Raw genomic sequence first — 14,141 nt, forward strand, 5'->3', positions numbered from 1 at the left:
ATTTATATACGGTTTACCCGCGGAAACGGGATAAAAAATTCGTATATTTCAATGATTTACTTACTTCTTTATCAAACCACTATTACTCATGTATTACTCACACGGCTCCTTTACAGGAGCTCTTTTTTTGCGGTTTCTTTTCGGTGCTTTGTAAATTCCTGTATGTAATAATATATGTAATATAAGGGAATTTTGTGGAAGGGGAGTAAGGGGATGGAGAAGGTTCTTTCATCACATGTTGGTGTGAAAATAAATGAATGGTATAAAATGATTCGTCAATTTAGTGTACCGGATGCAGAGATTTTGAAAGCTGAGGTAGAACAAGAAATTGAACGAATGGAAGAAGACCAGGATTTACTGATTTACTATCAATTGATGTGCTTTCGTCATCAGCTTATGCTTGATTATATTAAACCCTCAGATCAACGCTCTTTATCCATTGCAGACTTAGTTGATAAAATAGAAAACTCCAATCATAAATTGTCGGGCATGCTGCAGTATTACAATGCGTTTTTTCGCGGAATGTATGAGTTTAGTATAAAAGAATATGTACAGGCCATCCAATACTATAAAATAGCCGAGAAACAACTTACGCTAGTTATAGATGATATTGAGCAAGCCGAGTTTCACTTCAAGGTGGCTGAAGCCTACTATATTATGAAACAAACTCATGTTTCTATGCATCACATCATAAAGGCGCTTGAAATTTACGATCAGTACGAGTTATACAAGATCAGAAAAGTTCAATGCCTATTTGTAATAGCAGGAAATTATGATGATTTTAAGCAGTATGAAAAATCATTAATACATCTGAATAAAGCCTATTCCATCGCTAAAGAAATAGCGGATAAAAGGTTGATTGCCAAGGTACTTTTAAATATAGGAAACAATTATGAAAAAAAACAAGATTATGCAGAGGCTATTCAATATTATCAAGAGTCCCTTGAAATATCAGAAGATGGTATGGACGATGTAAAATCGGTCATATATGTTAACCTTTGTTGGGCGTTATATAAGACAGGAGAAAATGATGAAGCATCCAAATTAGTGGATAAAGCTTTGAAACTCGTCTCTCATAAAGAGAATCCACACGAGATTTTATTGATACGATCTATAAAAACAACATATGAAAGTAATGATGAGGAAGAGATTCAAGCTATGCTTCAGACATTTGAAGAAAAGCAGTTGTTTGTTTTCGTAGAAGAATTCACTAAGAACCTTGCAGTTATTCATGAAAAAAGAGGAAAGTTTGAGAAAGCAACAGAATATTACAGGAAGGCATTTCAAGCCCAACATAATATTCAAAAAGGAGAGTGTCTTTATGAGTGTTAAAAAAATGATTGTTATAAGCTCTATTATCCTTCTAGGTGCAGGTGTACATGAAGCGTCTAGCTTGATTAAACCAGCATCAAATCGGAATACAACAATGGAGGAGTCGAATAGAAATACAACTTTCATTCCACAAAAAATCGATCGAAACACGACTATGATCGATCGAAATACAACATCTGAAAACGCATAGGTTAAATTTAAGCAGACTTTAGGGGTCTGCTTTTTTGTGGGGACAAATTGGGGACTAACTAAAATTGGAGTCCCCATTCCAAACTTGTCTAAACCATTAACACAATAAAAGAAACCTTATTAGAATAGGTTACTCCTTATAAACCTTTGACAAGACTTTCTATGACATCCTCCATGGTAAGGAAGAGGTCAGCGGTTCGAGCCCGCTTGGAAGCTTTCCTCTATATGATAATGGTAAATGTTAAGGTTTCTCGTTGATGAGAAGGCTTTTTTTGTTTGTTTTAAAATAAGTTGACGTTTATTGATCTTAGTTAGGCTCATGAAAATAGAAAATGACTCGAGCGATTTTGATGGAAGCTTTGCCTTAGCTTTCTATATACTCCTTCTATTTGTTCTTGATTCTTCGGCGTATTTCTTTTATCCTTACTAAAGTGATGACTACCTCTCTTACAAAAGACTCTGTACGTTCCTCTTTTTCCCCGAAATTGAATGGTTATTGTTTTTCCCTTTCTGTATCTCCGGGTTTTATTCGCCTTCTTTTTCCTTGTACGGTATGTATATAAAAAGGAGTAGATGGTTTGAAAGATTTATTTGTAAAGCAAGAATGGTTTGGACATGTGCGTCAGGATGTGCTGGCGGGTATTTTAGTGGCCTTGGCTTTGATTCCTGAGGCGATTGCGTTTTCGATTATTGCGGGCGTTGATCCTAAGGTCGGTTTGTATGCTTCGTTTTGTATCGCGATTGTGATTTCGTTTGTTGGTGGACGGCCAGGTATGATCTCTGCCGCTACTGGTGCTATGGCGCTGGTCATGGTCAATTTGATTGCAGATCATGGATTACAGTATTTGTTCGCAGCTACGATTTTAACAGGCTTGATTCAAATTGTGTTTGGATTGTGCCGTGTTTCTCGTCTGATGAAATTTATTCCGAGGTCTGTGATGGTTGGTTTTGTCAATGCGTTGGCAATTATGATCTTCATGGCCCAGCTGCCGCATTTCGTTGGGGAATCCATGGCTATGTATATCATGACAGGTGGAGCATTGTTGATCATTTATGTATTGCCGATGGTCACAAAAGTTATTCCCTCTCCACTTATTGCAATTATTGTGATGACGATGATTGCTGTATTTGGGCATATTGATGTCAGAACGGTTGGAGACATGGGAGAGCTGCCTAGCTCTCTGCCAACTTTTCTTATTCCCAATGTACCGTTTAGCTGGGAAACACTTGCTATCATTTTTCCTTATTCCTTAGCACTTGCGATGGTTGGTTTACTTGAATCTTTATTAACAGCACAAATTGTAGATGATATGACGGAAACGTCTAGTCGTAAAAATAAGGAAGCGAGAGGCCAAGGAATTGCCAATGTGGTGGCAGGATTTTTTGGCGGTATGGCTGGCTGTGCGATGATTGGTCAATCTGTGATTAATACAAAGGCAGGGGGACGAGGCCGGCTTTCCACCTTTGTTGCTGGTGCATTTTTAATGGTATTGATTTTTGTTTTGGGTGATATAGTCATTCAAATTCCAATGGCTGCTCTTGTGGCTGTCATGATCATGGTTTCTATTGGTACCTTTGATTGGAGTTCATTCCAGCAGCTAAAAAAGAACCCAAAAACAGATTCTCTTGTGATGCTTGTCACGGTCGTGACGGTGGTGTTCACTCATGATTTATCCAAGGGTGTTTTTGCAGGGGTGCTGCTTAGTGCCGTATTCTTTGTGGCTAAAATATCAAAACTTCATATCACCTCTACAGAAAGCCAAGCTGGTACATGGATTTATCGAATTAAGGGACAAATTTTCTTTGCTTCCGTGACTGAATTGATTCAAGCCTTCCATCATGGAAACGACCTGAACACGGTTGTGATTGATTTGTCTGAAGCGCGTATATGGGACGAATCAGGTGTGGCCGCAATTGAACGTGTGAAGGAAAAATATCGTACAGCTGGTGTAGAGGTGGCCGTAGTTGGAATGGATATGTCTAGTCAAAAACTTATGAAACAAGTGATCGGATCTTAAAAAGACTTTTCTGTTTGTTACAATAGAACAAGGAAGAAAGTGAAGGATGGAGGTGGCCGGCATGCTTGTCCGTTTGAATCAGGTGCTCGGCCGGATGATGCCGCTCATTACGCCTGTCAGCGTGCTACTTGGTGTATTATTGGCGGCGTATTTAAAAGATTTCACCTTTTTGGTGCCTTGGGTGTTTGCTGTGATGACATTTTCAGGGAGCTTGTCATCTACTTTTTCAGCTTTAAAGCATACGGTGATGCATCCATTGCCTTTGATTTTATCGTTTATGATTTTGCATGTGCTGATGCCCTTTTATGCATGGTCGGCGGGGCATTTGATATTTGCAGGCGATTCTATGACGATCACCGGTTTGACGCTTGCGATGGTGATTCCGACAGGTGTGTCTAGTTTAATATGGGCGGCAATGTATAAAGGGAATGTGGGGTTAACGTTATCTATCATATTAATTGATACATTGCTATCGCCATTGATTGTGCCAGTAAGCTTGTCAATCTTCGTTGGTACACAGGTCCATATGGACATGATGGCGATCATGAAAGGACTATTCGGTATGGTGGTGTTGCCCTCTATTTTAGGGATGCTCGTTCGTCAGTATGCAAAGCCATCGGTGACAAAAGCAATGAGTCAGACCTTGGCTCCTTTTTCAAAATTAGGCTTGTTTGTTGTCGTATCGATTAACAGTTCTGTTGTCGCCCCATATTTGCGTGAACTGGATGCTGCATTTTTTAGCAAAGCAGCGACTGTCTTTTTCATTGCGATGAGTGGGTATGCTTTTGCGTGGTTGATTGGAAAGGCGATGAAATGTACCCAAGGAGAAATTGTGGCGATTGTGTATACGGGCGGTATGCGGAACATTAGCGCGGGTGCTGTGCTTGCCATTAGCTTTTTCCCGCCTGCTGCTGCTGTTCCTGTAGTGATTGGCATGCTGTTTCAGCAAGTGCTTGCAGCCTTGTTTGGCTTTTTACTTCATCGTTTCGAGCTGAAAGTACCTGCTGTGACTAAGTCTTTATCATGAAAAAACCTCCATCCTTTAAAAGATGGAGGTTTTTTTGCGATTAATAGATGAGGTATTTCTTCCGTTTCTTTTCGAATGTCTTTATGTCATGGTGGTATTGTTTCATGATGTGTTTGATGGAAGTGCCTTTATTGATTTCTTCTTTGATCCAGCTATTCCCGATGAGTTTATCAAAGCTGCCTGTTTGTAGGAATTGAAAGTCATTAGGATACAAGTCATGTATTGCTTTGATGATGGATAGACCTGTTTTGACTGCTTCGAATGATTTTCGGTCTGTGACATAAAGCTGTACCCCGTGAGACAAAGTCCCGGCATGTTTTGAAAAGGTAGGGGTAAATGAGACAGGTCTAAATTGAACGCCTTTTAGTTTTAACCCATTTAAATGATCTGCTAGCTCATTGCTATTGATATATGGAGCGCCAATGAGTTCGAACGGTTTTGTCGTTCCTCTGCCTTCAGAAACGTTTGTGCCTTCAATTAATCCTGTTGCTGGGTAAACAAAGGTACTATCAACGGTTGGCATGTTAGGTGAAGGGAGGACGAATGGCAGCTTCGTGTCATCGAACGTCATGGATCGTTTCCAATGTTTCATTTTGATCACTTTTACATCAGCGTTGATATGAAACTCTTTGTTAAACATGTATGCAAGTTCTCCAGTTGTCATCCCATGTCTTAATGGGATGGGATAGAGACCTACAAAAGAGGCGTGTTCTGGCTCTAATACGGGTCCTTCTACTTTTAGCCCGCCTATGGGGTTTGGACGATCTAAGACAACAAATGGAATGTTGTTTTCCTTAGCTGCTTCCATTGCATACGCCATCGTGTAAATATAGGTGTAATAACGAGTACCAACGTCTTGAATATCAAATAGCAGGACATCTACATTTTTGAGCATTTCAGGAGTTGGCTTTCTTGTTTTTCCATAAAGAGAGTAAACAGGCAGGCCTGTTTTTTCGTCAGTATACGATTCGACTCCTTCTCCTGCTTGTGCATCACCGCGGACGCCATGTTCAGGCCCATACAAGGCAGTCAGTTTAATATCGGGGTGTTCAAATAGCAGATCGACACTGCTTTTCATGTTTGCATCAATGCCTGTAGGATTCGTAATAAGCCCTACATTTTTCCCTTTAAGCCAAGAGAGGTTACTTGAGAGTAATGTTTCGATACCTGTTTTGACTGTTGCTTTTTTTCCTTTTGTATCTGTTCGTTCTGAATCTGCGGGGGAGGCGGCGGTCAATGTGCTGATCATGAGAATGCTAGCGAGTATCAAGCTTGCTGTCTTTTTCAAGAGAATCCCTCCTATTTGATCTGTTTTCCTTTTAAATTGAGTCCATAGCCAAATGGGTAAAGGGTTTGATTAGGATGAGTGACTGATGGGATAGCGACGGGTAATTTCCCTTTAGGTGAGGCCGCTCCAAAAATCACTTCTAGTCCCGCAGGAATATTCGGTTGATTGAATTGTCCGTTTGAGTACCCTTTAAAACCGTACACAGCTAGTAAGGCATCGGCTTCTTCAAAATTTGCCGCATCATAAGGGTTTCTAAGACTCATGATGACCAATTTTTTGTTTTGTGCTGCTGCTTCTTTCATGACAGCACGAGGGAAGGCCGTTGCCCATTTTTTCGGATCCTGTACACCGTCATCAATGACGCCATCATTCACAGCCGGGTCATTTTGGACAACGTAAGAGCCGGTAATGACATAGTCAGCATCTTGAATGAGTTTGGCTGTTTCTTTGGAGAAGCTCTTATCTGCAAATGCGTATGATTGGATACGCACAGGTTTGATCTTTTTTTGTTTGATTAGTGATTCAATTGTGACGGACATTGCTTTTGCTTGATCTTCGTACGGTGCCATGAGTACGATTTTGTCATTCTTTTTGGGCTTAAAAGGCAAGGTTTTGTCGTTGTTTTTAAGGAGAGTGATTCCTTCACGTGCCATTTTTTGTTCTGCTTTTCGGTGCGACTTTTGACCAACGAGCTGTGTGGCTTTTTTGATTTTCTTCTCAAGGCTTACTGGTTTATTGGCGGAAATGATGCCCCGTTTGATCTTTAATTGAAGGATTTTTTCGACAGATTGATTGATCTGAGATATCGGAATTTCGTTTGTGAGAACTGCTCTTTTTAAAGCATTGAACACATTCTCTAGGTTTTTTTCTGTCTTTAAGGACGTGACAGGTGCTGGCATGAGGGCAATGTCGACGCCTGCTTTAATAGCCATTACCACAGCTTCTTCCTGTCCGAAGTTATCTGCAATCGCTTTCATATTGAGGGCGTCTGTTACAACCACTCCTTGAAAGCCCATGTCTTCTTTTAATAAGTTTGTGATGACTTTTTTTGATAAGGTTGCTGGAACCATAATGTCCTCGCCATCTTTTTTGCTTTTATACGTTGTGTCATCAATGGCTGGGAATTGAACATGAGCGGTCATGACCATATCTGCCCCTGCGTTGATTGCTTGTTGAAATGGATACAGCTCCACCTTTTTAAGACGATCTAGATCATGTTCGACAAGCGGAAGACCGTAGTGACTATCAACAGCTGTATCACCATGTCCCGGGAAATGCTTTAATGTGGAAATGGTCTTTTCCTTTTGAAGTCCTTTCATGGTTTGCAGACCAAGTCTCGTGACAAGTTCAGGGTCAGAGCTAAAGGAACGGACACCGATGACGGGGTTATTCGGGTTATTATTTACATCAAGAACAGGAGAGAAATTTGTATTGATACCTAGAGCGTTTAATTCTTTGCCGATGATTTTACCAGTGTCATAAGCATTTTTCTTACTTCGAGAGGCACCAATCGACATATTTCCTGGGAAATGTGTTCCCTTTTGTAGTCTTGTGACGATTCCGCCTTCTTGATCAATGGAAATGAGTAAAGGAATGTTGGGTGATGCTTGTTGAAATTCATGTGTGAGTTTGACGGTTTGTTTCGTATCAACGACATTTTCTGCAAATAAGATGACACCGCCTAAATGATATTTCTCTACAAGGTGAGAGACTTCTTTATTCATTTTTATGAAGCCTGTAGGAACGGATTCACCTTCTGCTTGCCAATTGCGAAAGTCTGGCATGAGCATTTGGCCAATTTTTTCATCCAAGGACATGTCCTGAACCATTTGTTTGGCAGTTGGGAGAGGGGCGGAGCTCACCTTTTCCGTTGGAATGGAAGAGGTGAGCAGGGCCAAAACGAGTGCAGCGGGGAACAGAGCTTTTAACATCGAATTCCTCCTTTTACTTAAAAGATTCGTAGATTGCAGTCATGATGCTTCCATAAGTACCAGTTGGGAAAAGGTCACCTTCAAATTGATTTGGGTTGACTTCAGGTGAAACGACGGGTGAATGTTTTTTATTTGTCAGCAAGACGACGCCTAGATTGTGTTTTGGATCAATCAATGTCATCGTTCCGGTCCAGCCTGTGTGTCCATACGCTTCTTTACTTGCGTACTTCCCAAACATCCATTCCATGTCAGTATTGCCGTTTTTCCGCCAGCCTAGCCCGTAAGTTGGGTTCGTGTCTGATGATTCCGTAAAGAGATCGATAGAAGCTTGGTCAAAGATGGTTGTTTTCCCATAGCCTCCTTTATTGAGCATCAGTTGAAGCAGTACGGCCATATCTGATGTATTAGAGAAAAGTCCAGCATGTCCGGAGACACCTGCCATTGAGTAATAGGCTTTCTCATCGTGGACTTCACCTAGCAGGGTGTACCTGCGAATGTTTTCAAAATCAATGACACCATCGCGTGTATTGCCTAGACGCTCGGTTGCTGCAAAATGCTTTGGCTTGAATCCCTTTTTCAGCGGATTGAACATGGTATGTTTTAGACCAAGCGGTCGATAAATCGTCGACTCTACATATTGATCAAGTGGCATACCGGTTTTTTTCTCAATGATCATGCCTAACAGCATGTAATCAATATCACTATAAATATGCTGAGTGCCTGGCTTGTATTGGAGAGGCACCTTTGGCAGCCATTTCATGGTTGTTTGTCTATCTTGAGAGAAAAAAGAGCCCGCTTGCTCTTTGCTATAAAATAAAACACTGGAAGGCAGTCCGGCAGAATGGGTGAGAAGATCCTTGACTCGAAGCTGATCTTTGCCGGTTACCTTTGCATCTGGTTCATCTTGAAAGTCAGGCAGGATGGTTTGTATTTTTTCATTTACATCTAGTTTTTGTTCATATACTAGCTTTTGCAGGGCATAGTTGGTGGCATACATTTTAGTATTGGATGCCAAATCGAACAGTGTGTTCTTTTTCATTTTCTTATAGAATTTGAGTTCTGTTGTCCCTTTATATTTTTGTCTGTAGCCATAGGCTTTTTGATGGACGATCTGACCATCCTTGATAATGATGAGTGCTGCCCCTGGAAACCCTGCTTTGATATCGTTTTGAATCATGTGATCAACCTTCCTAAGCTGCCTAGAAGAAAAACCTACTTGTTCCGGTCGTTTTGCTTTTTTTAAGACGGGATATTCTTCAGGTGCTGTTTTAGACAAAGACGATACAGGATGGGAGCTAGTTGCAAATGTTTGTACTGGTAACCCTAGGAGCATGAACAGACTTGTGATGATGAGAAAATATTTCTTCAAAAGCTAGACCTCCTATTGCTTATTTTCCTCGAATTCAACAGCCATATCATCATGAAATCCGAATAAGTATGTGAAGATAAATCCAGCGACATATGCAATGAAGAGTCCTATTAAGTAAAGTAGCATTTGATGTGTGTGAACGATAAAGGTTAATGGGAGACCTGATACCCCGATTGCTTTAGTGGCGATTTGGAAATAGGCTTGAAATGCTCCGCCGATTCCAGCGCCGAGACAAGCAGTGAGGAAGGGTCTTCCGAGCGGGAGTGTGACACCGAAAATGAGCGGTTCTCCAATTCCAAGCATTCCTGAAGGAAGTCCGCCTGCAATGGCTCTTTTCAGCTTTTTCTTTTTTGTTTTCATATAAATGGCAAAGGCAGCACCGACCTGTCCTGCGCCTCCCATAGCGAGGATTGGCAGAAGCGGGTCATCTCCAATTGAATTAATCAGTTCCATATGAATAGGTGTTAGGCCTTGGTGAAGTCCAGTGACAACAAGAGGAAGGAAGGTCGCACCAAGAACAAATCCGGCAAAAATACCGCCAATGTTTAATAGATAAGTAAGTCCAGAGGTGATGGCATCAGATATAAATCCGCCGACTGGCATGAAGATAACGTACGTGAAAATGCCTGTAATGAGTAGTGTGATGGTTGGTGTGACGATGATATCGAGTGATTGCGGGACGAAGCGTCTGATCCGGGTCTCAACAAGTGCCATAAAAATAGCTGCAAGAAGAACACCGATAAGTCCGCCTCTACCTGGTAGAATATTAGTGCCAAATAACATAATATCAGCGGCAGCTGGGTTAATGATGAGAATACCTGCTAATGCGCCTAATGCAGGAGAGCCACCAAATTCTTTTGCGGCGTTTGTTCCTACTAATATACCGAGATAAGCAAACAAGCCTGAGCCTATAACGGTTAGGATAATCGCAGCTTGAGATTTTTCATCGAGCCAGCCTGCTTGCACGACCGCTTTTGTAATACCCGTTATAAGACCCGATGCAACGAGTGCTGGAATAATGGGAATGAAAATGCTGGCGATCCGCCGTAAGAACAGCTTGAATGGTGTGCGGTTCTTTTGTGAAATGGCTTGTTTGTTTTTCTGTGCTTCGTTGTTTAAGTCATATGAACCTGAGGCATTGAGCAGCTGTTCAAATGCACTTGATACTTGGTTGACAACACCTGTGCCTAAAATGATTTGCAGTGTTTCCGCTTCGACGACGCCAATGACGCCATCGAGTTCTTTGATCGCGGTGGTTTGCACCTTTTCACGATCAATTGGTGTAATACGGAGACGTGTCATACAATGTGTGTGGGAAGAAATGTTTTCAGAACCACCACAGAGTGAAAGAATTTCTTTCGCCAACTGCTGATATTTTTTTTGATGACTCATGTTGAATCCCCCTTTGTTTTTCGTTTCATGGAGCGGATGGCATGCCTTGTTTTGTCAATATATTGTGCTGTCTGTTCATATTGACGGGAGGCTAAACTGAGGAACAAGACATCGATTAAATAGAGCTGTGCCATTCTAGAGGAAGTGGCAGCACTGCGAAAAGGTGCTTCATTGGAACCGGACGTTGATAGATGAACATCACACAATGCAGAAACGCTTGTATGCCCTGGATGCGTTAAAGCAATGGTTTTCACTTCATTTTCTTTTGCGAGCTGAAGGGCTTGGATGATGTCTAATGTTTCTCCTGAGAAGGATATACCGAACACAATGTCATTCTTTCCAGCATTTGCGATGACCGTAGATGCGATGTGCATGTCAGTGAAGGCTGTGGCTGCATAATTGATTCTGAGAAATTTCTGCTGGGCATCAGCTGCGACGATGCCAGATGCACCCACACCGATAAAATGGATTTGGTTTGCATTCAGTAGCAGTTGAACAGCTTTTTCTAAAGCTTCTACATTTAAAATAGAGGCTGTATCTTTGATCGATTGAATGGTGTTTCCTGCTGTCTTTTGAATAATGGATTGAAGTGGTTCATCTTGTTCGATATCCCGGTAGCCTTGTTTATCAGTGTGCATTAAGTCTCCAGCGATCCGCATTTTCAAATCGTGATAGCCATCCAGCCCGAGAGACTTACAGAGGCGGATGACGGCAGAGCTGCTTGCACCGGCAGCCTGACTGATTTCATGCACTGTGCTTTTAATGACTTTGTCAGGATGGGCAAGGATATAGTCTGCAATGATTTTTTCAGATTGGGGAAGCTTTGATTTCATTGTGTGTAGTAGGGTGAGTCCGCCTGCTGACATGAGTTTCCTCCTTTAAGATTGATGACGTAAGATGGCTTTGTCGATGTGACCATCTGCTTTGTTGAGCAGGTCTTTGGCTGTCTTTTTATCTGTTTTGGTTTGGAGCATGACGATGGCTGTTTTAACTTCTAAATCGGCTGCTTCAAGTGCTTTTACGGCTTGTTCGTAGGAAGCATTGGTCACATGCTGAATGATGGTGATGGCGCGTTCTTTTAGTTTATGATTGCTTACTTTTACATCTACCATCAGGTTTTCATATACTTTGCCTTGTCTGATCATGACAGAGGTGGAAAGCATATTTAAAATCATTTTATGAGCGGATGCGGCTTTCATTCGTGTTGACCCAGTGATGGCTTCTGCTCCTACGACGACTTCAATGGCGCAGTCTGCTAGTTCGCTAATCTCTGCTTGTTCATTGCAGCTGAGGGCTACTGTTTTTGCTCCAATGGTTCTAGCATAGTTTAAAGCGCCAATGATATAGGGTGTTCTACCGCTCGCCGCGATGCCGACAACCGTATCTTTTGATGTCAGGTGAATGTGTTCTAAATCTTTTTGACCAGCTTCTTCACTGTCTTCCACATCTTCTGCTGCATGTGAAAAGGCAGAGTCTCCACCGGCCATGATGCCTACGATGACATCAGGTGAAATGCTATAGGTAGGTGGACATTCGACCGCATCCATTACCCCAATTCTGCCGCTTGTTCCAGCCCCTAGATAAATGAGTCTGCCCCCATTCGAGATGGATTCAAAGGCAAAGTCACTTGCTGTCTTTACGTCTGGAAGGACACGGTTGACGGCTTGAGCGACCTTCATATCTTCCGCATTTATCATTTGGAGTATTTCTAGCGGGCTTGCTTGTGAAATTCTCATGGTGTTAGGGTTTCTTGATTCTGTTGTCAAAGAACGCAGTTGAGATGGCTGCATGTGACATACCTCCTTATTTCTTCATTTTCAGTATATTGAGTATGACATGAAATTTCAATATTATATTTAAATACTGAAATTATATTTCAGTCGAAATGTTGTGCTAATGAGGGTTGAATAGTTAGAAAATAAAAAAAATAAAAATCCCCTTTACAAAAGGGGGACAACCTGTATATAATAACTTTTGTCAGCTTCACGGAAACAGTAAACTTGACAAACTGGCCCGTTGGTCAAGCGGTTAAGACACCGCCCTTTCACGGCGGTAACACGGGTTCGAATCCCGTACGGGTCACCATCATGTGGAGGATTAGCTCAGCTGGGAGAGCATCTGCCTTACAAGCAGAGGGTCGGCGGTTCGAGCCCGTCATCCTCCACCATATGCCGGTGTAGCTCAACTGGTAGAGCAACTGACTTGTAATCAGTAGGTTGGGGGTTCAAGTCCTCTTGCCGGCACTGTTTTTCTTTTATCAATTCCATATGTGGAGGGGTAGCGAAGTGGCTAAACGCGGCGGACTGTAAATCCGCTCCCTCCGGGTTCGGCGGTTCGAATCCGCCCCCCTCCACCATTTTTGGGCTATAGCCAAGCGGTAAGGCAACGGACTTTGACTCCGTCATGCGTTGGTTCGAATCCAGCTAGCCCAGTTAAGACACCTTTTTTAAAAAGGTGTCTTTTTTTATTTTGACGATTGGAATGTATAACTATTCAAAATATTGTTGAGTTGAGTCAGAAGACACCGAGAAAGTAAAATATAAGCATGAACGGAAAGGGGATGTACATAATGGGAGATCAAAAGAAGGTCACGATAGTCGGGGTGCCGATGGATCTCGGTCAAATGAGAAGGGGCGTCGATATGGGGCCGAGTGCTATTCGCTGTGCTGGTGTAAAAGAAAAATTGGAATCGCTTTCATTTGATGTCGAAGATCTAGGGGACATTCCCGTTGAGCAAAGGGATGATGAGAAAGGTCTCTATACAAGTGAAAAACTGAAAAACTTAACGGAGAATGCTGGCGCAAACCAGCTTCTTGCTGAAAAGGTTAGCAGTATTGTGCAGTCAGGTTCGTTTCCGCTGATTTTAGGCGGGGATCATAGCATTGCAATTGGTACACTAGCCGGTGTAGCCAAACATTATGAAAATTTGGGTGTCATTTGGTATGATGCGCACGGTGATTTAAATACAGAGGAAACTTCTCCTTCTGGAAATATTCATGGGATGCCGCTCGCTGTCAGTCTCGGCTTTGGGCATGCTGATCTAATCAATATTGGCGGTTATACCCCTAAAGTAAAGCCTGAGAATGTGATCTTGATTGGTGCTCGTTCTTTAGATGAAGGAGAGCGGGCATTGATTAGAGAAAAAGGCATTAAAGTGTATACGATGCATGAAATAGATCGATTAGGGATGACGAGAGTAATGGAGGAAGCCATTGCCTATTTAAAAGAAAGAACAGATGGTGTTCATTTGTCGCTTGATTTAGATGGGCTAGATCCTGCAGAGTGCCCTGGCGTGGGAACGCCGGTTGCTGGCGGCATCAGTTATAGAGAGAGTCATCTTGCAATGGAGCTTTTAGAAGAAGCAGGGATTTTGACATCTGCTGAGTTTGTTGAGGTGAATCCGGTATTAGATGAGAAAAATAAAACAGCAGAAGCGGCAGTTGCATTAATTGGTTCTTTAATGGGTGAAAAGCTATTATAGAGCGGGACTTGTTCCCGCTTTTTTTTAATTTTGGGGAAATTTAAGGATATGTTAAGGTTTTTACCGGCTGATAAGCGTAACATGCTGTCAAAAATTTGTTACACTATTTTTTAG

At 42.0% G+C, this 14,141-nt stretch carries 11 protein-coding genes and 5 tRNA genes; 10 read left to right on the top strand and 6 right to left on the bottom strand.

Features of this window, described 5'->3' with window-relative positions:
* The first annotated feature begins 213 nt into the window (after positions 1–213).
* From NSQ64_RS01415 to NSQ64_RS01430, 4 genes are all read left to right on the top strand, one after another.
* The gene (locus NSQ64_RS01415) at positions 214–1,332 is read left to right on the top strand and encodes a response regulator aspartate phosphatase (RefSeq protein WP_286108691.1); all 1,119 of its coding nucleotides are present in this window, start codon (positions 214–216) and stop codon (positions 1,330–1,332) included.
* Positions 1,322–1,522 (top strand): RapH phosphatase inhibitor, encoded by a 201-nt coding sequence (locus NSQ64_RS01420; protein ID WP_286108692.1) that lies wholly within the window; start codon positions 1,322–1,324, stop codon positions 1,520–1,522. Before NSQ64_RS01415 ends, NSQ64_RS01420 begins: the two co-directional genes overlap by 11 nt.
* 577 nt (positions 1,523–2,099) lie before the next feature.
* A complete protein-coding gene (locus NSQ64_RS01425; protein ID WP_341014671.1) occupies positions 2,100–3,539 on the top strand; it encodes a SulP family inorganic anion transporter in 1,440 nt (479 codons plus the stop codon).
* Positions 3,540–3,600: 61 nt separating this feature from the next.
* Positions 3,601–4,566: a bile acid:sodium symporter family protein gene (locus NSQ64_RS01430; RefSeq protein ID WP_341014673.1), complete on the top strand. Its 966-nt coding sequence runs from the start codon at positions 3,601–3,603 to the stop codon at positions 4,564–4,566.
* A gap of 40 nt (positions 4,567–4,606) precedes the next feature.
* Here NSQ64_RS01430 and NSQ64_RS01435 read toward each other — a convergent pair whose 3' ends face one another.
* From NSQ64_RS01435 to murQ, 6 genes are read right to left on the bottom strand one after another with little or no spacing between them, the layout of a single operon-like run.
* The gene (locus NSQ64_RS01435) at positions 4,607–5,815 is read right to left on the bottom strand and encodes an exo-beta-N-acetylmuramidase NamZ family protein (RefSeq protein WP_445684653.1); all 1,209 of its coding nucleotides are present in this window, start codon (positions 5,813–5,815) and stop codon (positions 4,607–4,609) included.
* 50 nt (positions 5,816–5,865) lie between these two features.
* Complete coding sequence (locus NSQ64_RS01440; RefSeq protein ID WP_341014676.1) at positions 5,866–7,785, bottom strand: glycoside hydrolase family 3 protein; 1,920 nt, start codon at positions 7,783–7,785, stop codon at positions 5,866–5,868.
* A gap of 13 nt (positions 7,786–7,798) precedes the next feature.
* Positions 7,799–9,154: a penicillin binding protein PBP4B gene (gene pbp4b / locus NSQ64_RS01445; protein WP_060832001.1), complete on the bottom strand. Its 1,356-nt coding sequence runs from the start codon at positions 9,152–9,154 to the stop codon at positions 7,799–7,801.
* Positions 9,155–9,166: 12 nt separating this feature from the next.
* Positions 9,167–10,546 carry a PTS transporter subunit EIIC gene (locus tag NSQ64_RS01450; protein WP_008344031.1) on the bottom strand — a complete coding sequence of 460 codons (1,380 nt, stop codon included), beginning with the start codon at positions 10,544–10,546 and terminating at the stop codon, positions 9,167–9,169.
* Entirely contained in the window at positions 10,543–11,412 is an 870-nt protein-coding gene (locus tag NSQ64_RS01455) for a MurR/RpiR family transcriptional regulator (protein WP_007498558.1), read from the bottom strand. Before NSQ64_RS01455 ends, NSQ64_RS01450 begins: the two co-directional genes overlap by 4 nt.
* Positions 11,413–11,424: 12 nt before the next feature.
* Positions 11,425–12,336, bottom strand: coding sequence for an N-acetylmuramic acid 6-phosphate etherase (gene murQ / locus NSQ64_RS01460; protein WP_017358876.1), 912 nt, complete (start codon positions 12,334–12,336; stop codon positions 11,425–11,427).
* Between the two features lie 220 nt (positions 12,337–12,556).
* Between murQ and NSQ64_RS01465 the strand changes: the two genes are divergently transcribed.
* The 6 genes from NSQ64_RS01465 to rocF all read left to right on the top strand — a co-directional run bounded on the left by NSQ64_RS01465 (position 12,557) and on the right by rocF (position 14,027).
* Positions 12,557–12,631, top strand: a tRNA-Glu gene (locus tag NSQ64_RS01465).
* A gap of 6 nt (positions 12,632–12,637) precedes the next feature.
* Positions 12,638–12,713 (top strand) — tRNA-Val (locus NSQ64_RS01470).
* A 3-nt stretch (positions 12,714–12,716) separates the two neighbouring features.
* Positions 12,717–12,789 (top strand) — tRNA-Thr (locus tag NSQ64_RS01475).
* A 28-nt stretch (positions 12,790–12,817) separates the two neighbouring features.
* Positions 12,818–12,902 (top strand) — tRNA-Tyr (locus NSQ64_RS01480).
* Between the two features lie 4 nt (positions 12,903–12,906).
* A tRNA-Gln gene (locus NSQ64_RS01485) sits at positions 12,907–12,978 on the top strand.
* A 137-nt stretch (positions 12,979–13,115) separates the two neighbouring features.
* Positions 13,116–14,027 (top strand): arginase, encoded by a 912-nt coding sequence (gene rocF, locus NSQ64_RS01490; protein ID WP_039170230.1) that lies wholly within the window; start codon positions 13,116–13,118, stop codon positions 14,025–14,027.
* Positions 14,028–14,141 lie beyond the last annotated feature (114 nt).

Source organism: Bacillus sp. FSL W8-0183 (assembly GCF_038006825.1).
Classification (GTDB): Bacteria; Bacillota; Bacilli; order Bacillales; family Bacillaceae; genus Bacillus; species Bacillus altitudinis.

Excerpts from the sequence above, each read along its gene's own strand:
- NSQ64_RS01455 (WP_007498558.1), bottom strand. The coding sequence starts at position 11,412 with ATGTCAGCAGGCGGACTCACCCTACTACACACAATGAAATCAAAGCTT.
- NSQ64_RS01435 (WP_445684653.1), bottom strand. The coding sequence starts at position 5,815 with ATGATCAGCACATTGACCGCCGCCTCCCCCGCAGATTCAGAACGAACA.
- rocF (WP_039170230.1), top strand. The coding sequence starts at position 13,116 with ATGGGAGATCAAAAGAAGGTCACGATAGTCGGGGTGCCGATGGATCTC.
- NSQ64_RS01420 (WP_286108692.1), top strand. The coding sequence starts at position 1,322 with ATGAGTGTTAAAAAAATGATTGTTATAAGCTCTATTATCCTTCTAGGT.
- NSQ64_RS01430 (WP_341014673.1), top strand. The coding sequence starts at position 3,601 with ATGCTTGTCCGTTTGAATCAGGTGCTCGGCCGGATGATGCCGCTCATT.
- NSQ64_RS01415 (WP_286108691.1), top strand. The coding sequence starts at position 214 with ATGGAGAAGGTTCTTTCATCACATGTTGGTGTGAAAATAAATGAATGG.
- NSQ64_RS01440 (WP_341014676.1), bottom strand. The coding sequence starts at position 7,785 with ATGTTAAAAGCTCTGTTCCCCGCTGCACTCGTTTTGGCCCTGCTCACC.
- NSQ64_RS01450 (WP_008344031.1), bottom strand. The coding sequence starts at position 10,546 with ATGAGTCATCAAAAAAAATATCAGCAGTTGGCGAAAGAAATTCTTTCA.
- murQ (WP_017358876.1), bottom strand. The coding sequence starts at position 12,336 with ATGCAGCCATCTCAACTGCGTTCTTTGACAACAGAATCAAGAAACCCT.